The sequence below is a fragment of the Streptomyces sp. NPDC004788 genome, from assembly GCF_053601115.1.
In genome coordinates this window covers 57,117-77,656 of sequence record NZ_JBSGBF010000035.1, presented here as the reverse complement: position 1 = coordinate 77,656, position 20,540 = coordinate 57,117, and the positions used below count along the sequence as shown (strand labels likewise).

Here is a 20,540-nt window from a genome sequence, read left to right as displayed (position 1 = left end):
GAGCCGCCGGGAGGGGGGCGGCTCGGCGACCCGTACCACCTTGCACACAGGGGAGCTGGAACGGATGGAGACCGGTATGGAGAGCACGCTGGACGCCGGTACGTACGAGGTGCTGCGCGACCGCCTCGGTGCCCGGGCGGCCGAGCTGGCCCGCCGCGCGGAGGCCCTGAACGCGGCGCGGACCGCCGAGTTCGGCTCCACCGGTCTCGCCCTCACCCGCACCGAACGCCTCCTCACGGAGCGCCCCTGCGTGCCGCGTGACATCGTGGCCGTCGGCGACCGGCTCCTGTTCGGCTACCGGACGTCCACGGGAACCGGGCCCGAGCGAACGGCCGAGGTCGGCGACGTGTTCGCCCTGCACGGCCGCGACCTGAACCGGCTCCCCGACGACGCCGTGCCCGGCCTGCTCGACGATCCGGCCTTCGTCCGCGAGTTCACCGCCCTGCACCGCTACTACCAGGGAGTGCGGCTGCTCCGGCTCCACCGCGGGGAGGGCAGGCTGCTCGCCGTCTTCCGGACCGGCGAACAGACCGACGACATCCGAGTCCTGAGGTGGGCCCTCACCCCGTCCGGCGCGGCCCGCTTCCTGGACGCGCGGGGCGAACGCGACCTCGTCCTGCCCGCCCAGCAGGACTTCGAGTGGACCGACGCGACCCGCGACGACCACGTCCTGGGCCGCCACCCGCACATCTCCGTCGACGGCCGGGTCTTCGTGTCCACCGTCGGCGGAACCCTCACCGTCAAGACGGAGAACGACACCGGGACCGCGCACGGCATCCACACCGAGCCCGTCGCCGAACCCCTCCAGTCCCTCGCGGACGCCGAGGTCGCCCACGCCGTGCTGGGGCCCCTGATCCTGCTGCGGATCCGCCCGTACAAGGAGGAGACCCGCCGGCACCTGGTCTTCAACACCGTGACGAGGACCGTCGTCCGGATCGACGACATCGGCCGCTCCTGCCGGCGGCTCCCCGACGACCAGGGCATCGTCTTCCCCGGCGGCTACTGCCTGGCCGACGGGACGGTGAAGACCTTCGACGGGGACACGACGGGCCTGGAGTTCGAGCGGGCCGTGCGCTCGCCGAACGGCGAGGACGTGCTGTACGTCTTCCACGCCCGGGCCGAGGGACGCAGCCGGCTCCTTCCCTACAACCTCGTCCGCAAGGAGGTCGCCACCCCGCTCTCCTGCCGGGGCTACGCCCTCTTCGACGACGGCACGCTGCCGGTGCTCCGCGCCGAGTCAGACGAACCCGCCCGGGTGCACCCGCTGCAGATCTGGCAGAGCCCGTACGCCTCCGCCACCCACACCGCGCCCCCGACGGGCGGCCCGCTGTCCCGGATCGGCAACGCCGACCTGGTGCGCGGCATCTCCGACTGCCTGTCCATCGCCCGCCAGGTCACCGCCACCACCCCCACCGACACGCTGTACGAGGCGCTGTCGGCGGCCTGCGCCCGCGCCGCCGACCAGCACCACTGGCTCGGCGACGAGGCCGTCGGAGACCTCCGCACCCCGCTGAACCAGGTGCGCGCCACCGCCGAGCAGGTGCTCACCGAATTCCGCACCGTGCAGACCCTGACCCGGCAGGCCGCCGAAGCCCTGGCCGAAGCGGCCGCCGACATCGCCCGCCTGGTACGGCGCGTCCGCGGCGAGGCACCCGCCGGAGCCGAGGAGTGGATCGACCGCATCGCCGAACTGCGCCGGGCGCAGGGACACCTGCTGACGCTGAAGGAGACGCGCCACGCCGACACCGAACGCATCGACGCGCTCGCCGGCGACCTGCGGGACGCCATCGAATCCACCGCCGCGCGAGCCGTCGAGTCCCTCTCCCGGCCGGACGCCTTCGCCGCCCGGCTCGCCGAGGTCGAGCGGCTCACCGAGGGCGCCGGGGCGATCACCACCGTCGCCGAGGCCGCCCCCGTCACCGACCGGCTGGAGTCGCTGGCCGACGGGCTCCGGACGCTCACCGAGGTCGTCGCCGGCCTCGACGTCGGCGACGCGACCGCCCGGACCACGATCCTGGAGCGGATCACGGAGGTCCTCGGACTGGTCAACCGGGCCCGGGCCGTCCTCGACGCCCGCCGCCGGGAGCTGCTCGACCAGGAGGGCCGGGCCGAGTTCGCCGCCGAACTCGCGCTCCTCGCCCAGGCGGTCACCGGCGCACTGGCCGCCGCGCACACACCCGCGGCCTGCGACGAGGAACTCGCCCGGCTGCTCCTGCGACTGGAGAACCTGGAGTCGCGGTTCGCCGAGCACGACGGCTTCCTCGGCCGGATCGCCGACCGGCGCACCGAGGTGTACGACGCGTTCGCGGCGCGCCGGCAGACCCTCCAGGACGAACGCGCCCGCCGCGCCCACCGGCTCGCGGACTCCGCGGCACGGGTCCTGGAGTCCGTCGCCCGCCGCGCCGCGACCCTCGACAGCGTCGACGCGGTGCACACGTACTTCGCCTCCGACCCGATGGTCGTCAAGGTCCGCCGGACCTGCGACGAACTGCGGGAACTCGGCGACCATGTGCGGGCCGAGGAACTGGAGGGCCGGCTCGGCGCCGCCCGCCAGGAGGCCGGGCGCGCCCTGCGGGACCGGACCGAGCTCTACGCCGACGGCGGAGACTCCATCCGCCTGGGCCGGCACGTGTTCGCCGTCAACCGCCAGGCACCCGAACTCAGCCTCGTCCCGGACGGCGACAGCCTCACCCTCACGCTCGCCGGCACCGACTACCGCGCACCCGTCACCGACCCCGGCTTCGCCGCCACCCGCCCGTACTGGGGCCGGACCCTGCCGTCCGAATCACCGGCCGTCTACCGCGCCGAACACCTCGCCGCGCGACTCCTCGCCGAACACGGACCGGCCGCCCTGACCGGCACCGATCTGTCCGCACTCGTCCGCCGGGCCGCCGAGACCTCGTACGACGAGGGGTACGAGCGCGGCGTGCACGACCACGACGCGACCCTCATCCTGTCCGCCCTCCTCGACCTGTACGAGGACGCCGGACCGCTCCGCCACCCCGCCGCCGCCCGCGCCGCGGCGCAGCTCTTCTGGGCCCACGCGGCCACGGACCGGTCACGCCTCTCCTGGACGCGCCGCGCGGTGTCACTGACCCGGGCCCGGGACACCTTCGGGCTCGCACCGGCGATCGACGACGCCCGGGCGGAACTCGCCGCGGCGGTCGGCGACCCCGCGGCCGCCGCGTACCTCTTCGAGGAACTGGCCACCACGCCGTCCGGTTTCGCGCTGTCCGAACCGGCCCGCGTGTTCCTCGACAAGTTCCGTCAGGCGGTCGGGCATCCGGCGTACGACGACGATCTCGCCGTACTGGCGGAACTGCCCGCGAGACGACAGCTCGTGGAGGGCTGGCTGACGGCCTACGCGGCGTCGTGCGGCGAGGAGGTCGACGACGGCACCCTCGCCGAGGCCGTCGCCGTGGAGCTCTGCCCCGCACTGGAACGCTACGCCGCGAGCGCCACGACGACCGCGCGGATCACCGGCCTGCTCGGCACCCACCCCGTCATCACCGACGGCACGCTCACCCTCCGCCTCGACGAGTTCCTCGAACGGACCACGGACTTCGCCCAGCGCATGGCGCCCGGCTTCCGCGCCTACCGGCAGCAGCGCACGGCACTCGTCGAGGCCGAGCGGAACCGGCTGCGCCTGGACGAGTACCGCCCGCGGGTCATGACGTCCTTCGTCCGCAACCGGCTCGTCGACGAGGTCTGGCTGCCCCTGATCGGAGACAACCTCGCGCAGCAGATCGGCGCGGCCGGCGCCGCGAAGCGGACCGACAACAGCGGGCTGCTGCTGCTCGTCTCCCCGCCCGGGTACGGAAAGACGACCCTCGTCGAGTACGTCGCCGACCGCCTCGGCCTGCTCCTCGTGAAGATCGACGGTCCGGCCCTCGGCCGGACCACCACCTCCCTCGACCCGGCGGAGGCGCCGGGTGCGGCCGCCCGCCGCGAACTGGAGAAGCTCTCCTTCGCGCTCGCGGCCGGCACCAACGTCCTGCTGTACGTCGACGACATCCAGCACTGCTCGCCCGAGTTCCTGCAGAAGTTCATCCCGCTCTGCGACACCACCCGCACCCTCGACGGGCACGACCTGCGCGGCAAACGCTTCGCCGTGTGCATGGCCGGCAACCCGTACACCGAGTCCGGACAGCGATTCCGGATCCCCGACATGCTGGCCAACCGCGCCGACGTGTGGAACCTCGGCGACGTCCTCACCGGCAAGGAGGACGCCTTCGCCCTCAGCTTCGTCGAGAACGCCCTCACGTCGAACCCGGTTCTCGCGCCGCTGGCCGGCCGCGCGCGGGCGGACGTGGAACTCCTCGTCCGCCTCGCCGACGGCGATCCGACCGTCCCCCGCGACGGGCTGTCCCACCCCTTCGCCCCCGCCGAACTCGACCGCGTCCTCGCCGTCCTCCGGCACCTGCTGACGGCCCGGGACACGGTACTCGCGGTCAACGCCGCCTACATCGCCTCGGCCGCCCAGGCGGACGAGGCCCGCACCGAACCGCCCTTCCGGCTCCAGGGCTCCTACCGCGACATGAACAGGATCGCGGCCCGCATCAACCCCGTGATGACGGACGGCGAACTCGCCGCCGTCATCGACGACCACTACACCGCCGAGGCCCAGACACTCACCACCGAGGCCGAGAGCAACCTGCTCGGACTCGCCCGGCTCCGCGGCACCCTCACCGCCGCCCAGGCCGCGCGCTGGACGGAGATCACCGCCGCCTACACCCGTACCCGGACCCCCGGCGCCGGCGCGGACGACGACCCGGTGACCAGGGCCGTCGCCGCGCTCGGCCGGCTCGCCGACGGGATCAGTCGCCCGTCGTGCCGTCCAGCATCTCGCGCAGAATGTCCAGATGGCCGTTGTGACGGGCCGTCTCCTCGGTGAGGTGGAGGAGGATCCAGCGCAGGTCGACGTGGAGACCGTTGCGCACGGCCCGCCGGGCCTGCTCGTCCAGGCTGTTCCCGGCGACCAGTTCGCGGTAGCGGGCGCTCTGTTCGGCGTATTCGTCGAGCAGCTGCGGGAGCGGGAAGTCGACGGCGATCCGCATCTCGCGGTCGGGGTCCTCCTCGGTCCAGGGACCCTGGTCCTCCTCGCCGAGGAAGACCACCTGGAACCAGTAGTACTCGACCCAGCGAAGGTGATTGACCAGTCCGCTCATGGTCATCAGCGGCGAGCTCGGCAGGAGCGCCTTGCGGGCGTTCTCCGGGGAGACGCCGTCGCACTTGGCGCGGGCGGTGTCACGTGCGTAGTCGAGGAACGTGGTGAGCTGGGTGCGCTCGTCCCACGCGGGCGGTGTGTCGTCGATTCTTGTCATCGCGCGAAGCCTCTCCGATCGCCGCCACGAGTGTCGACGCATTTACCGGTGTCGACGCGTTCATCGACCGGCCCGGCCCCCCTCACCCCCCCGCGTCTCGCGGCTACTTGGCGTGCCAGAGCCCGAGGTTGTTCTGCTCACTGTGTGCGGCCCGTTCCAGCGCGTCGGTCCGGCCCACGATGCCATGGGGCAGGTAGCCGGAGCGGACGCGCAGTTCCCAGCCGTGCACCTGGACGGCCAGGGCTGCCAGGGCGAGGGCGTCCAGCGGCAGCAGCGTCCGCGGAGCCGGGTCCGCGTCCACGCCTTCGCGGTGAGCGACCAGCCGGTCCACGAGCGCCTGCTCGAAGGCGGCCTGGTCGTCGTCGAGCAGGACGCGCAGCAGCCGCTGGTCCGGCGTCAGGGCGCCGGCCGCGTCCAGTCGCCCGGCGGCCTCGGCGCGCTCCACGGCGTCGGGCTTGCGCAGGGGCACGGTCGGCCAGTCGCGGGGGAGGTGCCCGCTCGCCTCGGTCAGATAGCCGCAGAGCGCCTCCATCGCCGCCAGATCGGCCGGCTCCGACACCGACGTCAGCTTCGAGTACGGCACGCCGTCCCGGACGGCCGGTGCGAAGTCCTGCAGCAGCAGTAGCCCGCTGACCCGCTTCCAGTCCCACACCAGTCCGCTGACCACGACGACCGCGAACGTGTCCAGCCAGGTCCGCGCCGTGGGAGCCTCGTCGATGACGTCCGCGAAGGCGAGCTCCTCGCTCGTCAGCTCCTCGTCGACCAGCGGAAGCCTGATTTCCTGGTCGCCGTCGGGAAAGCAGCCGAGGCTGATTACACCGAGCGCGCACTCCGCCGCGGTACGCAGGACGACGCGTGACGCGTCGTCGAGTCCGGGCGCGCTCAGCGTGCGCGCGGCGACGTGGTCGAGCAGTTCGTCGCTCGTCTCCCGCAGCCGGTCGAGCCGGAAGGAGTCGTAGCGCATGCTGTGCCACCGGCCGAAGGCCCGCCCCTCGATGTCGTCGAGCGCCTGGGCGAGGAGCTTCTCGCTCACCTCGTGATGTGCCACTTCCTGCATGACTGACCGTCCGTTCATGATCGATCCCACCGTGAAGCGGCACGCTACCAACGAGCTCGGACATCCCTGCCCGGGGGTCGGTCCCGCCCCGGGTGATTCACATCGCGCCGCCGTGGCGACGGAGGTAGGTCAGGACGGCGCGGACCCGGCGGTGGCCACTGTCGCCGGCGGGCAGGCCCAGTTTGAGGAAGATGCCGCCGACGTGTTTGTGGACGGCGTTGTCGGTGACGAAGAGCCGCTGGGCGATGGTGGAGTTGTCGTGCCCTTCGGCCATCAGCGCCAGGACCTCGCGCTCGCGGGGTGTGAGGGCGTCGACGGGATCGCCGCGCCCGGCGAGGAGCTGGGCGATGACCTCGGGGTCCATGGCCGTACCGCCGGTGGCCACACGGCGCAGCGCGTCGGTGAACTGTGCGATGCGGCTCACCCGGTCCTTGAGGAGATAGCCGATGCCGCCGCGGGGGTCGGAGAGGAGGCGGCCGGCGTACTCCTGCTCGACGTACTGCGACAGGACCAGGACGGGAAGTCCGGGGTGGTCGCTACGGGCCTGGAGCGCGGCGCGGATGCCCTCGTCGCGGAAGCTCGGGGGCAGCCGCACGTCGACGATGGTGACGTCCGGGCGGTGGGTCTCGACGGCGGAGAGGAATCCGGGAGCGTCGTCGGTGATCGCGGCCACCTCGAAGCCCTGCGAGTTCAGCAGGAGTTCGAGGCCGGACGCCAGCAGGACGTTGTCCTCGGCGATGACTACACGCACGGCAGCTCCACGGTGACGGTGGTCGGCCCGCCCGGCGGGCTGATGATCTTCAGTGTGCCGTCCAGGGCGGCGGCACGGCGGCGGATTCCGTCCAGGCCGCTGCCCCGCGACGCGTCGGCCCCGCCGGCCCCGTCGTCGGTGATCTCCGCGGACAGCTCTGGGCCGTCGCGGGTGACGCGCACCGCGGCCCTGGTGGCCCGGCTGTGCCGGGCGATGTTCGCGAGCGCCTCCGTGACGGCGAAGTAGGCGACCGCTTCGACCGCGGCGGGCACCTCGCCGAGTTCGCCGACGTCGATGCGGGTCGGCACGCCGGTCCTGGTGGCCAGGGTGCCGAGCGCGCCGGCGAGTCCCTGGTCCGCCAGGACCGGAGGGTAGATGGTGCGGATGACGGAGCGCAGCTCGGCCATCGCCTCCTCGGTCTCGGCCTGCGCCTGCCGTATGAGCGCGGCAGCCGCCTCGGGGGCCTGGGGAAGACTCTCCCCGGCCACGGCGAGCCGGATGGCGATGGCCACCAGCCGGGCCTGGGTGCCGTCGTGCAGGTCGCGCTCGATCCGGCGGAGTTCAGCGCCGTGCGCCTGCAGGACGTCCGCGCGCGTCCGCGTCAGCTCGACGACCCGCGCGGCCAGTTGTTCCGCGGGCGACGGCGCCAGGACCGCCAGGCAGCAGCGCGCGTGCACCCGGGCGAGCGGTGGCAGGGCGATCGTCGCCAGCGCCGCGAGCAGCACCAACTGCGCCAGGTTGAGCGTCAGCGCGGGGGACCAGCCGTTGACACGGACACCGAACAGCAGCAGCCGTGGCGGATCCGACGCGGGAAAGGCCCACCACCCCACGGTGACGACAAAGGTGAGGAACAGGTTGCCCAGGCACAACAGGGCGAGTACGCCCGCGGGCAGGCCGCCGGCCACCTGGGCCACGAGCCACAGGAGTGCACGGCGCGGGGCGTACGCGCACGGCTCCACCGGTCGGCCGAGGAGCGCCCCCGCCCGTCGGCGGTGGCGCTCCGCCCAGGCAGCCGCCAGCGACGGTACGCACAGCAGCGGCGCCGCCACGAGCGTCACCGTCGCGCTCAGCAGGGTGCCGAGCAGGTAGCGCTCGCTGCGCCCGGTCTGGATCAACCGCGCGCGAGCCTCACCGATCACGCCGTACACCGGCCCGCCTTCGTGTGTCGTGTGCCCTGTGCCGTAAGCCGTACGGGACCGGGGGAGCGGCCCGCAGACGCGCCACTGTACGGGCCGGGCGCACCCGCGGCACTACAGCCACCTGTAGGTCCCAACCGGCCGCCCGTGGTAGCGACTTGCCACGCGTCGCCTGCCTAGCGTGGCGTCCATGACATCGACGACTCAGTCCTCCGCGCAGCAGCACCACCCCTCCCAGAAGCCCGCCTCGGGCCGACGTCGCCGGATCGGCCGAGGATGGCTGGCCGTCGCGGTGGCCGCGCTCGGCACGGCGTCCGTGGCCATAGCCGTCCAGCCCTCGGACGGCACGGCCACGCCGTCCGTGCCGTCCCCGTCCGGCTACCGGCAGGACGACCTGCGCCGGGACACCGATGCCGTCCGGGCGCTCGGGATCACCGGCGTCCAGGCGCGGGTGACCACCGCATCCGGCCCGGATCTCGTCGCCACCGCCGGAGTCGCCGTGGCGGGCACGAACCGCCCGGTGCCCCGCGACGGCTACTTCCGCATCGCCAGCACCGGCAAGGCGCTCATGGCCACGGTGGTCCTGCAGCTGGTCGACGAGGGCAGGCTCTCACTGGACGACACGGTGGACCGCCGACTGCCCGGCGTCATCGACGGCAACGGCAACGACCCACGGAAGATCACCGTGCGTCAGCTCCTGCAGAACACCAGCGGCCTCCACGACGACCTTCCCGGCTTCGACACCCCGCGGCAGTACTACCGGCACCGCTACGACACCTACACCGCCGAACAGATCGTCGCCCGGGCGATGAAGCACCACCCCGACTTCGAGCCCGGCACCGGCTGGAGCTACTCCAACACCGGCTATGTCGTCCTCGGCATGATCGTCGAGAAGGCCACCGGCCGGCCGTGGCAGGACGAGGTCGAGAGGCGGATCCTGAAGCCGCTCGGCATGCACCACACGTATCTGTCGGGCACCACGTCCACCCTTCGCCGCCCGCACGCGGACGGCTACCAGGTCTTCCCCTCGGGCGAACGGACCGACGTCACCGAACAGCTCGTCCCCGACCTCGGCGGCTACGTCTCCACCACGGCCGACGTCAACCGCTTCTTCCGGGGACTGCTGGGCGGCAGGCTGCTGTCCCGGGCGCGCATGGCCGACATGCAGCACACCGTCCCCGTCGACAAGCGGATCGAGACCTTCTGGCCCGGCGGCCGCTACGGCCTCGGCCTGGTCAGCCGCCCCCTCAGCTGCGGCGGCAGCTACTGGAGCCACGAGGGCGGCGAGGCCGGCTACATCACCCTGAACGGTGCCACGCAAGACGGCGGCCGCGCCGTCACCGTCTCCCTGTCCACCAGCTTCAACGACCTCGAGAACACGCTCCGGCAGCACAAAGCCGCCAGCGCCCTCGTGGACCGCGCACTGTGCGACACCTCCGCCAAGCGACAGGAAAAGTGACCCGCGTGCCCGTCGTATCGGGCGCGGTGCGCCGAGAGATCGCCGAGTGCCGTGCCGCGCTCTCGCCGGGGCCCTGCCCTCAGGCGGGCCGGCCGGGTGCCGGGATGCGGGCCAGGAGCTCCCCGGCGAGCCGAATCAGCTGTGCGGTGATCTCCTCCGGGGAGCGCTGCGGACCCCCGTTCTCCCAGTGCGCCGCCACCGCGTCGATCACGGGGTTCAACTCCTCGCAGCGGCCATAGGCCTCTGCCACGTTGTAGAAGATGAGGGCGATGCCCTCCGCGGGGTCGAGCCAGCCGCCGACGATCTCGGAAGCCCACCAGCGGGCGAGCGCCAGCCGGCCTTCCCAGTACTCCTCGGGCGGGTGGAAGCCGAAGCCGAGCTCGTCCATCACCCGGCCGAACAACTCCGGGGCCAGATCGTGCTCGCAGCGGTTCAGCGCGGCGAGGTGCAGCAGCGACGGTGTGTCGAGACCGGCGCACAGGGCCCGCAGAGCAGCCTCGGTCAGAAGCCCGGCTTCACCGCGCTGTCCGTCGACCCACGCGTGGGCGATCTCCCGAAGTTCCTGCACCGCGTCGGCCGGTGTCGCCGGTGCTTCCCCCATCGACATGGCGGAATACTGCCACGTGCAGCCGGCAGCCGGAGACCGTCCCGATCAGGGCTGGACGTCGAATCATTCCTCCTCGGGCTCGTGGTCGCGTCCGTCCCGTGGGGCGAAGGCAGCGAGGGCCTCGGCGTCGGTCGCGCGGGCGTGCAGGAAGTAGTCGGCCCACGCGGCGATCTCGGGGTAGGAAGAGTCCTGGCGGAGCCGGTCGGCTGCGGCGTGGAGGTCGAAGTGGGTCGTGCGGAGTTCGACGCCCGGGCCCAGGAGGGCCCAATGGGCTCCGGTCCGTCCGTAGGGCATGCCGATGCTGCCGGGGTTGACCACGAGTCGGCCGTGAGCGAGGCGGACGAACGGCATGTGGGTGTGGCCGCAGACCACGGTGCGGATGTCGGAATCCACTCCGTCGAGGACTTCCTGCCAGCGGTCGAGGCGGGAGTCGACCAGCACGACCTCCTCGTCGTCGCGAGGGGTGGCATGGCAGAACAGCACCTTCCCCAGGCCGTTCACGGACAGGGACAGGGACGGTGGCAGCGAGCCGAGCAGGTCGAGATGGTCCTCGCGGAGCTGTTCGGCCGCCCAGGGGCCGATCGGATCGGGGATCGTGTCGCGTTGGCCCCGGCGGTATTCGAGGAGTTCACGGTCGGCGTTGCCGCTGACCCAGACGACCCGGTCGCCGAGGCTGGTCAGCAGGTCAAGAACCTGGGCCGGTTGCGGGCCGGCGGTGATGTCGCCGGTGAGCACGATGTGGTCGGCGGCGCTGACGTCGGGCTCGGCGAGCACTGCCTCCAGGGCAGGCAGCACTCCGTGGATGTCGGACAGGACGGCTACTCGGTTCAGCATGGTCACCACTGTGGGCCGAAGACCGCCGAACGGTGTGATCTTTCGCTCGGCGCGTAGTCGCCCCTGCCGCGCGGCAGGTCGGGCGGCGAGCCGGACCGGGAAAAGCCGGCCCGGGTGATGCCGGACGGGGCCCGTGCCGTCGTAGGCGGCGGTTCGCCGGTTCGGCAGGGCCCGGATCGAGGCGTGTGCGTGCGGACCCGCCCGTTCCGCCCGACCGGGTGAAGCCGGGGCTCGGCGCGGCGATGAGTCTGGCGTCGGCCGCCGGTCTGACTCTTGATGGAGAAAACCAACGCGTCTGGAGTACGGCATGGGCCTCATCCACATCGAGCTGTTCGCAACCCTCGATCTCGTCGGGCAGGCGCCCGGCGGCCCCGACGAGGACCCACTGGGTTTCCCGTTCGGCGGCTGGCAGGCGCCCTTGCTGGACGAGGTCTCCGGGGCACAGGTCGGTGCCGCGTACGAGGGCACGGACGCCCTCCTGCTCGGCCGGCGGACGTACGACATCTTCGCCGCCTACTGGCCGCACCAGGAGGGAGGCGAGGACAACGAGATCGCCACGCTCTTCAACCGCGTCCCGAAGTACGTGGCCTCCCGCGGCAGGCCCGACCTGTCATGGGCCGGGTCCGCACAGCTCGGCCCCGACCTGGCCGCGGCGGTGCGCGAGATCCGTGACCGGCACGAGCACGTGAAGGTCGTGGGGAGCCTGAACCTGGTGCAGAGCCTCCTGCGCGAGAAACTCTTCGACCGTCTGGACCTCTGGGTGCACCCGATCGTGCTCGGCGTCGGGAAGAAGGTGTTCGACGGCGGCGCGGTGCCCACCAACCTCACGCTCCTGGAGCCCCCGGCAGCCGGCCCGAAGGGCACCGTGTACCTGCGCTACGGGCTCGCCGACGGCACGCCCGCGACAGGGGACATGAGCGCTCCCGACCGCGGTCTCGGCAGCGACGACTGAGCCCACCCCGCGCCGGGCCGGTGAGGCTGCGAGGCGTCCGCCAGCCGGCTGCCCGGTGACACGACCCCACGCCGCAGATCAAGTCGTTGCCGCCCTTGCCGTCGATGCAGTCATTGCCGGGTGTGCCGATGACGTCGTCGCCCGGGGTGCCTGTGGTGCCGGTGACGGTCGCGGCGGCCTCGAAGCAGGTGGGCGCGGCGGCGGCCGGGTGGTGAGTCGGCGGCCCCCCGCGCCACGGCCCGGGCTCGCCGACAGGGCGTTCTGCGCGGCCGTCAGCCCGGCACCGACTCGGCCGGGTCAGCGCCGGGCTGTCACGGGATCCTGGTTCTCGGACACCCGAGAGGGTCTGCGGTTCAGCTGACGAACTCTTCGTCGCCGTAACGCACCTCGGCCGTGTTCCAGTCGATGCCCAGGTCCTTCGTGAACCTCTGCGCCAAGGGCAGGTCGTTCATCGGGGCGATGAGGATGAGCCGCCCGTCGAGAGTGACCGAGCCGCCTGCGAGCTCGTCGCGAGCGTCGGGGTTCGCGAGCAGTGCGTCGCGCAGACGAGCCGGGCTGACGCCCGGGGCCTGGATCTCGACCGCGTCGGTTTCGGGCGAGGTGCGGGGCAGGCAGCGGAAGGTCAGTACGGCCTCCTGGCGGTACTGCTTGGCGATGACGCCGGCGATGTGGTGCAGCCCGTCCCGGCCGACCCGGTGGACGTCGAACTCGCGCGTGCGCTCGTAGGTGGCCTGCTGAAGGTCGTCGGACCAGAAGACGCCGTCGAGGAGTTGCGAGGCGCCCGGCCTCGCGCCGTTGGCCTGGATGATCCCGCGTACCTCCTGATCGAAGCGCGTCAGGCGGGTCTTGAGCCGGGGGTCGGCCGGATCCGTGATGATCGCGGTGTTGTTCGTGGCGAAGACCTCGCCCGCTGGGCAATCCCGTTCCGCCGGCCTCGCCTGTGCGCCTCCCGCGCCCGCAAGACCCAGCGTGAGGGCGCAGAGCGTGACCAGGACGCGCAGCCGCCGCCGTACGATGACGTTCTTCATGGCGTGATCAACGAGCTTCGGCGGCGTTCGTTGCGTCTGCCACAGGTCCTCGCGCTGCTCTGAAGGCGCTCACCCCGTGACGTTCAGGACGATCTTGCCTTGGAGGTGCCCCCGCTCGGCGCGGGCATGGGCGGCGGCCGCGTCGCGCAGCGGGAAGACGCTGTCGACAGCTACGCGGACCCGCCCGGTGACCGCCGACCGTGTCGACCAGCAGGTCCACGTCGCGGGCGACCTCCGGCGGGCGTTCGGGTGTAGGCGGCGAACCGGTCGACGCCCAGGCCCAGAAGGAACTCCTCGTGCCGTCCGGAGGCGACGCCGATCACCTACCGGAGCAGTGCTCCGGTTGCCAAAGGTAAGGTGCCGTATGCCCATTGGGTCGCGCTCCGGCAAACTGCGCGCACCGCGCACCGACGCGCGGCGCAACCGCGACTCATCCTGGAAGTGGCTGCGGAGGCCGTAGCGGAACAGGGAACCCCGGCCTCCCTGCGGGAGATCGCCCGGCGCGCCGACATCGGCCTCGGCACGTTCTACCGGGCACTTCCCGAACCGTGACGCCCTGCTGGAGGCCCTGCTGCACCGCCGCTTCACCCACCTCGCCGAGCGGGCGGACGCCCTCGCCGCCACCCCGCCGGAGCGTGGCTGGCCGAGTGGCTGTACGAGTTCACCCTCGGTGCGGGCGCCTGCCAGGGCCTGTCGGCCGTGAAGGGCGGGACGGGACGGCGGCGCTGGGAGTGAATCCTTTCCGGGCCTGTCCGCCTCTTGTGTGTGTTCCGGCCGGACGGGCCGGCAGAACCGGAGGAGACACCCATGATGGTTACCGGTCTCGCGGCGATCGGAGCGCTGCTCGTGGGCGCGTGTGCCTGGCATGTGATGCGGCGTTACAAGGGCCGAAGCTGACGATGAACACGAACCCACGTTTTCGTTGGCCGGACGAGCGGCTCATCAAGGCCGCCCAGGACGGTGATGTCACGTCGCTCACCACCGTGGTGATGGAATCGCAGCCGCATGTGCGCAGGTTCGCGCTGTCGCTGTGCGCCTCACCGCAGGACGCGGAGGACGCGGCCCAAGAGGCGCTGATCATCCTCTATCGGAAGATCGGCACCTTGCGTGCCACGGGCGCGCTTGCCTCGTGGATGTTCCGGATCGTGCGCAACGAATGCCTGCGGCAGGTACGGCTGCTCCTCGCGTCGAGCGGCGAGGCGCCGGCCGAACCGGAGGGGCCCGTGCAGCCGTCCGCCGAGGAGGCGGTGCTGCACAGGCTGGAGGCGGAGCGGATCGCGGCCGCGGTCTCGGCTCTGCCCCGCGACCAGCGACAGGTCCTGATCATGCGGGACGTCCAGGGCCTGCCGGGCAAGACCGTCGCCCGCGCGCTCGGTCTGAGCACGGCCGCGATGAAATCGCGGCTGCACCGAGCCCGCGCGGCGCTGCGGCACGCACTGGAAGCGACCGGCCAGACATCAGATCAAGCCGTCGGCCGACCGGCCGCAGGAGGAGGTTCACCATGAAGGTCGTGAATGCGGTGAAGCCCATGCCGGAGGCCAAGGAACCGGCGACCGCGCACTCCCTGGCGCCGGGGTCGAACTTCGCCAGCAAGTCCGTCCCGCGCCACCTGGCGCGTGGCGCCATCGGATTCGGGCTGATCGTCGGCTCCATAGCCCTGGTGCCCGTCGCCGGCCCGGCCACCCTGCTGGCGGCCCCGTTGGCTCTGATCGCCTTCCGCGGCTGCCCCACCTGCTGGCTGGTCGGCCTGGCTCAGACCGTTTCCCGGGGCCGCCTGGAGCGCCGGTGCGTGGGCGGCGTCTGCACGCTCACCAAGGCGCACCCGGCGGCAGAGCGTGTCGGCGCGGGCCGGGAAACAGGCCGTTGAGCTCGGCCTCGGTCCATCAGGTGTCTCAGCGCCCGGCGGGGCGAGCAGGACGAGCGGGGCGGACGGGGCGGACCGGGAGCGTCTCGGTGCTGTTGCCGATGAAGCTGCGCTGGTGGGGCAGTTCGGTTTCGGGGACGGCGAGGTCGAGGTCGGGGAAACGGGTGAAGAGCGCCTCCAGGGCGATCGTGGCCTCGAGGCGGGCGAGCGGGGCGCCCATGCAGTAGTGCGCGCCGTGGCCGAAGGAGAGGTGGCGGGCGGTGCCGGGGCGGGTGACGTCGAAGCGGTCGGCGTCCGGGCCGTGGAAGGTCTTGTCGCGTCCGGCGGCGGTGTAGCCCGCCAGGACGGGGGTTCCCTGGGGGATCACGGAGTCGCCGAGGGGCAGGTCGCGGGTGGGGTAGCGGAACGGGAACCAGCTGACCGGGCTGTCCCAGCGCAGCGTCTCGTCCACCACGTCCGACCAGGTCGCCATGCCTTCCAGGACCAGCGCCAGCTGGTCGCGGTGGGTGCACAGGGCCCGTACGGCGTTGCTGATCAGGTTGAGGGTGGTCTCGTGGCCCGCGACCAGCATCAGGCGCATCGTGCCGATGAGTTCGGCCTCGCTGAGCCGGTCGCCGTCGCCGTCGCCGTCGCGGGCGGCTATCAGGGCGCTGGTGAGGTCGTCGCCGGGGGCGGCCCGGCGGGCGGCCGCGATCGTGCCGAGCAGCTCGACGAGCTCGCGCACCGCGGCCATCACCTCCGCCGGGGTGGTGTCCGTGGCGATGATCACCGTGTAGGTGAGGTCGTGCAGCCGGCCCCGGTGCTCGGGGTCCACGCCGAGCAGCTCGCAGATCACGCTCAGCGGGAGCGGCAGCGCGAAGTGGGTGCGCAGGTCCGCGATGCCGTCGGGGTCCTCGGCGGCGGCTCGGGCGAGGTCGTCGAGGAAGCCGCCGGTCAGCTCCTCGATGCGCGGCCGCAGACGCTCCACCTGGCGGGCGGTGAAGGCGTTGCCGACGAGGGAGCGCAGCCGGCGGTGGTCGGCACCGTCGGCGGTGTGCATGCCCTGGGCGTTGGCGAAGACCCGCAGCGGCCAGTCGGCGGGGATCGTGCCGTCGCTCAGAGCCGGGCAGTGGCGGGCGTCCTTGGCCACGTCGGGGTGGGACAGGAACTCCTTGAGCGCGTCGTGCCCCAGGACCACCGCGGCGGGTACGCCGCCGGGCAGGACGATGTCCGCGACGGGCCCCCGGGCCCGCAGACCCTCGTTCAGGGCGTGCGGGCAGCCGCCGACGGGATCGACGACGTGGGCGGGCGTGGGCGCGGGGGTATGGGTGGACAAGCGGGAGCTCCTGACTGACCGTGATGAACGAATACCGGCCAACAGTGCGACGCCGGAGGCCGGTTGTACAAGTCAGTGTCGGCCTGCGCCTCCGCCGGCGACCCAGCCGCCGAACCGGCCATCGAGTACTCCCCGCGCCAGGTGAGGTCCGTGGTCTGACCCAGGGACGATCGGTCACCACCCCGTTCGTGGCCGATACTGCCTGCATGGGGGATCACGACACCGTCCAGGTACGTCTCCGCGCCGCCCTGCACGCGGACGACCCGTGGACCGCGCTGTACGGGCTGAACATCGACCGCGCTCGCGGTCTCGCCGAGGCGGTCGAGGAGCTGTACCGATCGGACGCCGACCGGGCCGTCCTCCGCCCGTACCTCACCCGGCTGTTCCGGAACCTTGGCGATTCCGGCGACGCGGTGCTGCTGCGTTTGCTCGCCGGGCCCGCGCTCGCCGCCGACGACCGCCAGGACCTGCTGCGGGCCGCCGTGGCGCGCGGGCTGCGGCTGCCCGCCGAGCTGCTGCACCCGTACGCCGAGGAGGCCACGGCGTCCGGCACGGGCGCCGCCTGTGCCGCCCGCTCGCGCGCCCCCGAGCTCGTCGACGCGATGGGGCTGTCCGGCGACCTGTCCTTCGCGCCGCGCCTGGGCGCCCTCCTCAAGGACCCGGCGGCCCCGCGCGGCCGCGTCGCGCTCGCGCTGGGCCGCCTCGGTGCCCGAGAGTGGACGGTCCCGATCGCCGAGGGGCTGTCCGAGGTGTCCGGGCTCGACCACACCGCGTTCACCGTCGCCCTGGAGCTGATGGGTGATGCCGCCGCGGTCCCGCACCTGCTTCGATGGCTGGCCGGGAGCGGCGAGGAGCGGGTGCACGACGTCCACCTCGCGCTCGTACGGCTCACCGGACGCGACCCGCTCCTGCCGGAGGGGGTGGGCGGGGCGGCTTACGCGGGGGCCGTACGTGCTGCCTGGGCCGCCTGGGACTCATGGGCCGCACGGGCCGACGGCCGCCCCGAGCGTCCTGCCTTCGCGGTGCGGGACCTCGTCGTGGAGTCGGGCGCGCGGGCCCGGTTCTCCGTGGACGGAGGTGCGGGCCGGATCCAGGTCTCCTTCGACCCGCCGGTGCCCGGCTCCACCTGGCCGCGCTGGGACCGGTCACTGACGTTCGACCGTAAGCCCTTGTACGGGGTCGGCTCGCCCTGTGACACCTGCGAACTGGGCCTGAGATTGCTGGACTGGCCGGACGACGGCGCTTCCCGGATCGCTGCCCGCATGCGCGGACGGCTGGCCGACCTGGACCGGCTCGACGCCGCGTTGTTCGTCGAATGGGGTCCCGTGCTCGGCGAGCTGGAGACGGGTCACTACCGCGCCCTTCTGCTCGACCTCCCACTGGAGCGGGTGGACGAGCCGGCCGCGTCATGGTGGTACCGGCGAACGGCGGCCCGGGCGGAGGCGGACGGCGACGACTCCGAATACGGCGACGACCGTCCCGAGGACCACTGGCCCGGCGTCGCGCACTTCCAGCTCACCGCGCCCGTTCCGGGTGGCCGCGTACCGCACACGTACGGCGCGCTCCTGCCCTCGCAGTCGCCTGAGGCGCTCGACACGGCGACCGTCGCCCGCCACGCGGCCGCCGTCGCGGCGGGGGAGCGGCCCGCCGCCGTGGTCCTCGGCTGGATCGACGACCGATACGTGGAGGCCCGGCACGAGGAGCGGTGGCTCGTCGGCGTGGTGCTGGACGGTCACCACCGGCTCGCCGCGTACGCGGCCGCCGGAGTGCCGGCCCGGGTCCTCCTGATCGCCCGGGTGGGCGAGGGCTGTGGCGCGGACGGCGGCCTGGAGGGTCTGGCGGAGGTGTCCGCTGCGTACGGCTGCGGGGACTGATCCGATCGGCCACGACCGCACCGGCCGCGACCGCGAGCCGACGGCCGGTCACGTGACGAGCGGTCAGGTCCCGCTCCCGCTCCCCGGGGGACGGCCGCGTGGTCAGGCGCCGCTCCCGCTCCCGGGCGTACGGCCGCTCGGCCGGTCGCTCGGTTCTGCCCTGCGCGGTTCGCCGCGGTGACGCGGGGAGCGCGCCCGCTCGTCCCCCTGAGTGGTCGTCATGACTCCCCGCGAAAAACCCTTGCGCAATGGTCAAGAATCGTTGACCATTGCTCGCATGCCTACCGACGATCTTCCAGAGACGTTTCACGTCACCACTGACGAGCAGCTACGCGCCGTCTCCAACCTCACGCGCCACCGGATCATGGCCGTACTCCGCTTCGAGCCCGCGACGATCACGCAGATCGCCGAGCGGGTGGGCCTCGCGAAGGGGAGTTCCAGCTACCACGTACGGCTGCTCGAACGGGCCGGCCTGGTGAAGGTCGTCCGAACGCGGAAGGTGCGAGGCGTCACCGAGCGGTACTACGCGATGGCCGCGCGGGCGATCGAGCTGCCGGATCCGGGCGAGGGAGGACCGGACGTGCTGATGCGCCACGCGGTGGCGGACCTGGAGGCGGCGCCGGCGGGCGGAGAGCGCCACGTACGGATGGCGCATCTGCGGCTCACCGACGAGCAGTTCGCCGAACTCGGGGCGAAGCTGGGGGCGCTGGCGGACGAGTACCGCGAGCTGTCCGATCCGTCGCTGCCGGACACGTCGCTCGTCTTCGCGCTGTTCCACCCGGCATCGCGCAACCAGCCCGAAGGGGAGGCCAAGTGACCTCAGACGTTCAGAAACTGCCGACCGGCTTCGGACGGCTGTGGACCGCGCAGACCGTCTCCTCGCTCGGCGACGGCGTCATGCATGCCGCGCTGCCGCTGCTCGCGCTGACGCTGACGCGGGATCCCATGGCGCTCGCCGTCGTCACGGCCGCCGGAACGCTGCCGTGGCTGCTCTTCGGGGTGCTCGGCGGCGCACTGGTGGACCGCTGGGACCGCCGCCGCACGATGTGGGTCACCGACGCGGCGCGTGCGGTGCTGCTCGTGATACCGGCGGCTGCGGCCGCGCTCGACATGCTGAGCATTCCCCTGCTCGCGGCCGTCGCCTTCCTGCTCGCCCTCGGCGGACTCTTCTTCGACACGGCCGCCACGGCCTATCTGCCGGATCTGCTCGGCCGTCACCCCGCACTCCTGGAGCGCGCCAACTCCCGCCTCCGCGGCACCCAGACCGCCGCCTCCGGCTTCGCGGGACCGCCTGCGGGCAGCGCCCTGCTCGCACTCGGGCGCGCGGTTCCGCTGCTCGCCGACGCGGCGTCGTTCGCGCTCTCCGCACTGCTCGTACGCTCGCTGCCCGCCACGCCCCGGCCCGTGGCGGAGGCTCGTGAGTCGCTGCTTCGACAGGCGCGGGCCGGAGCCTCGTACGTCTTCCGTGACCGCTTGCTGCTCGGGCTCGCGCTCCGCCCGGCGGTCGGGAACATCGCCTTCCTCGCCGTGGAGACCGTCCTCGCGCTCTTCGCGCACGACCGCCTCGGCATCGGCACCTTCGGCTTCGGTCTGCTCCTGACGGCGGAGGCCACCGGCGGCCTGCTCGGCGCGGGCATCGCCTCGTTCCTCGGCCGGCGCCTCGGCACCGGCACCGCGCTGATCTGCACAGCCGCCGTCGAGGGGCTCGCCGTCCTGGGCCTGGCCGCTGCCCCGAACCCGTACGTGGCCGGTCTGGCGCTCGCCGTCTGCGGGGCCGCCATGGGCGCCACGATGGTGCTCGGGCCCTCCCTCCGGCAGGCGATCGTCCCGGCCCACCTCATGGGCAGGGTCGCCTCCACCTCCCGCATGCTGGCCATGTGCGCCGCCCCCTTCGGGGCTTTCGTCGGCGGCTGGCTGGCCACCACCTACGACATCCGCACCCCGCTGTACGCGGCTGCCGGCCTCCTCCTGGCGATGACGGCCGTCACGGCGTCCATGACCGACAACCGCCGGATCGAAGCGGCGCTGAGTGCCGCCGCCCCCGCCGCGGATCCCGATCCCCAGGCGTCCCGGGACCGCGCCCAGGAGAGTGCAGCTGACCTGGTGTGACGGGTGTCGGGGGCCGGGAAGGCGCAGGCTCTGCCCGGGGTCGCCGGGTTCGCGCTCGCCCGTAGCGATCCACGGAGGTCACTCAAGGGCTCGGTAGCCCGGTGACGGATGAGCCAACGCGGGGTGTTCCCCTACGTACCCCTCGCCATGGATCGCCAGCATCGCCCAGTGCCATGCCTCGTCGTGGAATATCAGCCCGCGGCACGGAGCCCTAGCCGGTTCGTACGGGT

The 20,540-nt window shown here is 72.7% G+C and carries 18 protein-coding genes; 9 read left to right on the top strand and 9 right to left on the bottom strand.

Features of this window, described 5'->3' with window-relative positions; translation table 11 throughout:
• Window positions 1-76: 76 nt before the first annotated feature.
• Window positions 77-4,894, top strand: a complete 4,818-nt coding sequence (locus ACWEJX_RS17885) for a DNA repair ATPase (protein WP_451608378.1) — start codon at window positions 77-79, stop codon at window positions 4,892-4,894.
• On the opposite strand, the gene ACWEJX_RS17880 is transcribed toward ACWEJX_RS17885, so the two are convergent.
• From ACWEJX_RS17880 to ACWEJX_RS17865, 4 genes are all read right to left on the bottom strand, one after another.
• Complete coding sequence (locus tag ACWEJX_RS17880) at window positions 4,818-5,324, bottom strand: DinB family protein (RefSeq protein ID WP_451608377.1); 507 nt, start codon at window positions 5,322-5,324, stop codon at window positions 4,818-4,820. The two genes, ACWEJX_RS17885 and ACWEJX_RS17880, sit on opposite strands and share 77 nt — an antisense overlap.
• A 103-nt stretch (window positions 5,325-5,427) precedes the next feature.
• A complete protein-coding gene (locus ACWEJX_RS17875) occupies window positions 5,428-6,381 on the bottom strand; it encodes an immunity 49 family protein (RefSeq protein ID WP_451608376.1) in 954 nt (317 codons plus the stop codon).
• Between the two features lie 97 nt (window positions 6,382-6,478).
• Window positions 6,479-7,132: a response regulator gene (locus tag ACWEJX_RS17870; RefSeq protein ID WP_451608375.1), complete on the bottom strand. Its 654-nt coding sequence runs from the start codon at window positions 7,130-7,132 to the stop codon at window positions 6,479-6,481.
• Window positions 7,123-8,271: a sensor histidine kinase gene (locus ACWEJX_RS17865; protein ID WP_451608374.1), complete on the bottom strand. Its 1,149-nt coding sequence runs from the start codon at window positions 8,269-8,271 to the stop codon at window positions 7,123-7,125. The genes ACWEJX_RS17870 and ACWEJX_RS17865 overlap by 10 nt, the downstream gene beginning before the upstream one ends.
• Window positions 8,272-8,458: 187 nt before the next feature.
• Here ACWEJX_RS17865 and ACWEJX_RS17860 point away from each other — a divergent pair, with 187 nt between their 5' ends.
• Window positions 8,459-9,727, top strand: a complete 1,269-nt coding sequence (locus ACWEJX_RS17860) for a serine hydrolase domain-containing protein (RefSeq protein WP_451608373.1) — start codon at window positions 8,459-8,461, stop codon at window positions 9,725-9,727.
• 79 nt (window positions 9,728-9,806) lie between these two features.
• Here ACWEJX_RS17860 and ACWEJX_RS17855 read toward each other — a convergent pair whose 3' ends face one another.
• Together ACWEJX_RS17855 and ACWEJX_RS17850 are read right to left on the bottom strand one after the other, a co-directional pair.
• Window positions 9,807-10,334, bottom strand: a complete 528-nt coding sequence (locus tag ACWEJX_RS17855; protein WP_451608372.1) for a hypothetical protein — start codon at window positions 10,332-10,334, stop codon at window positions 9,807-9,809.
• A gap of 63 nt (window positions 10,335-10,397) precedes the next feature.
• Entirely contained in the window at window positions 10,398-11,168 is a 771-nt protein-coding gene (locus ACWEJX_RS17850) for a metallophosphoesterase family protein (RefSeq protein WP_451608371.1), read from the bottom strand.
• A gap of 307 nt (window positions 11,169-11,475) precedes the next feature.
• On the opposite strand from ACWEJX_RS17850, the gene ACWEJX_RS17845 reads away from it, so the two are divergent.
• Window positions 11,476-12,120, top strand: a complete 645-nt coding sequence (locus ACWEJX_RS17845) for a dihydrofolate reductase family protein (protein ID WP_451608370.1) — start codon at window positions 11,476-11,478, stop codon at window positions 12,118-12,120.
• A 353-nt stretch (window positions 12,121-12,473) separates the two neighbouring features.
• Here ACWEJX_RS17845 and ACWEJX_RS17840 read toward each other — a convergent pair whose 3' ends face one another.
• Window positions 12,474-13,148 (bottom strand): hypothetical protein, encoded by a 675-nt coding sequence (locus ACWEJX_RS17840; protein WP_451608369.1) that lies wholly within the window; start codon window positions 13,146-13,148, stop codon window positions 12,474-12,476.
• Between the two features lie 69 nt (window positions 13,149-13,217).
• A complete protein-coding gene (locus ACWEJX_RS17835) occupies window positions 13,218-13,520 on the bottom strand; it encodes a zinc-binding dehydrogenase (RefSeq protein WP_451608368.1) in 303 nt (100 codons plus the stop codon).
• Here ACWEJX_RS17835 and ACWEJX_RS17830 point away from each other — a divergent pair.
• From ACWEJX_RS17830 to ACWEJX_RS17820, 3 genes are all read left to right on the top strand, one after another.
• A complete protein-coding gene (locus ACWEJX_RS17830) occupies window positions 13,506-13,700 on the top strand; it encodes a TetR family transcriptional regulator (protein ID WP_451608367.1) in 195 nt (64 codons plus the stop codon). The genes ACWEJX_RS17835 and ACWEJX_RS17830 overlap by 15 nt on opposite strands.
• Window positions 13,701-14,047: 347 nt before the next feature.
• The gene (locus ACWEJX_RS17825) at window positions 14,048-14,653 is read left to right on the top strand and encodes an RNA polymerase sigma factor (RefSeq protein ID WP_451608366.1); all 606 of its coding nucleotides are present in this window, start codon (window positions 14,048-14,050) and stop codon (window positions 14,651-14,653) included.
• Complete coding sequence (locus ACWEJX_RS17820; RefSeq protein WP_451608365.1) at window positions 14,650-15,015, top strand: hypothetical protein; 366 nt, start codon at window positions 14,650-14,652, stop codon at window positions 15,013-15,015. The genes ACWEJX_RS17825 and ACWEJX_RS17820 overlap by 4 nt, the downstream gene beginning before the upstream one ends.
• A gap of 25 nt (window positions 15,016-15,040) precedes the next feature.
• Here the strand turns inward: ACWEJX_RS17820 and ACWEJX_RS17815 are convergent, their stop codons facing one another.
• Window positions 15,041-16,327, bottom strand: coding sequence for a cytochrome P450 family protein (locus ACWEJX_RS17815; protein ID WP_451608364.1), 1,287 nt, complete (start codon window positions 16,325-16,327; stop codon window positions 15,041-15,043).
• A gap of 206 nt (window positions 16,328-16,533) precedes the next feature.
• Here ACWEJX_RS17815 and ACWEJX_RS17810 point away from each other — a divergent pair, with 206 nt between their 5' ends.
• The 3 genes from ACWEJX_RS17810 to ACWEJX_RS17800 all read left to right on the top strand — a co-directional run bounded on the left by ACWEJX_RS17810 (window position 16,534) and on the right by ACWEJX_RS17800 (window position 20,310).
• A complete protein-coding gene (locus tag ACWEJX_RS17810; RefSeq protein WP_451608363.1) occupies window positions 16,534-18,201 on the top strand; it encodes a hypothetical protein in 1,668 nt (555 codons plus the stop codon).
• A 277-nt stretch (window positions 18,202-18,478) separates the two neighbouring features.
• Window positions 18,479-19,018: an ArsR/SmtB family transcription factor gene (locus ACWEJX_RS17805; RefSeq protein ID WP_451608362.1), complete on the top strand. Its 540-nt coding sequence runs from the start codon at window positions 18,479-18,481 to the stop codon at window positions 19,016-19,018.
• Entirely contained in the window at window positions 19,015-20,310 is a 1,296-nt protein-coding gene (locus tag ACWEJX_RS17800) for an MFS transporter (RefSeq protein WP_451608361.1), read from the top strand. The genes ACWEJX_RS17805 and ACWEJX_RS17800 overlap by 4 nt, the downstream gene beginning before the upstream one ends.
• The last annotated feature ends 230 nt before the right edge of the window (window positions 20,311-20,540 follow it).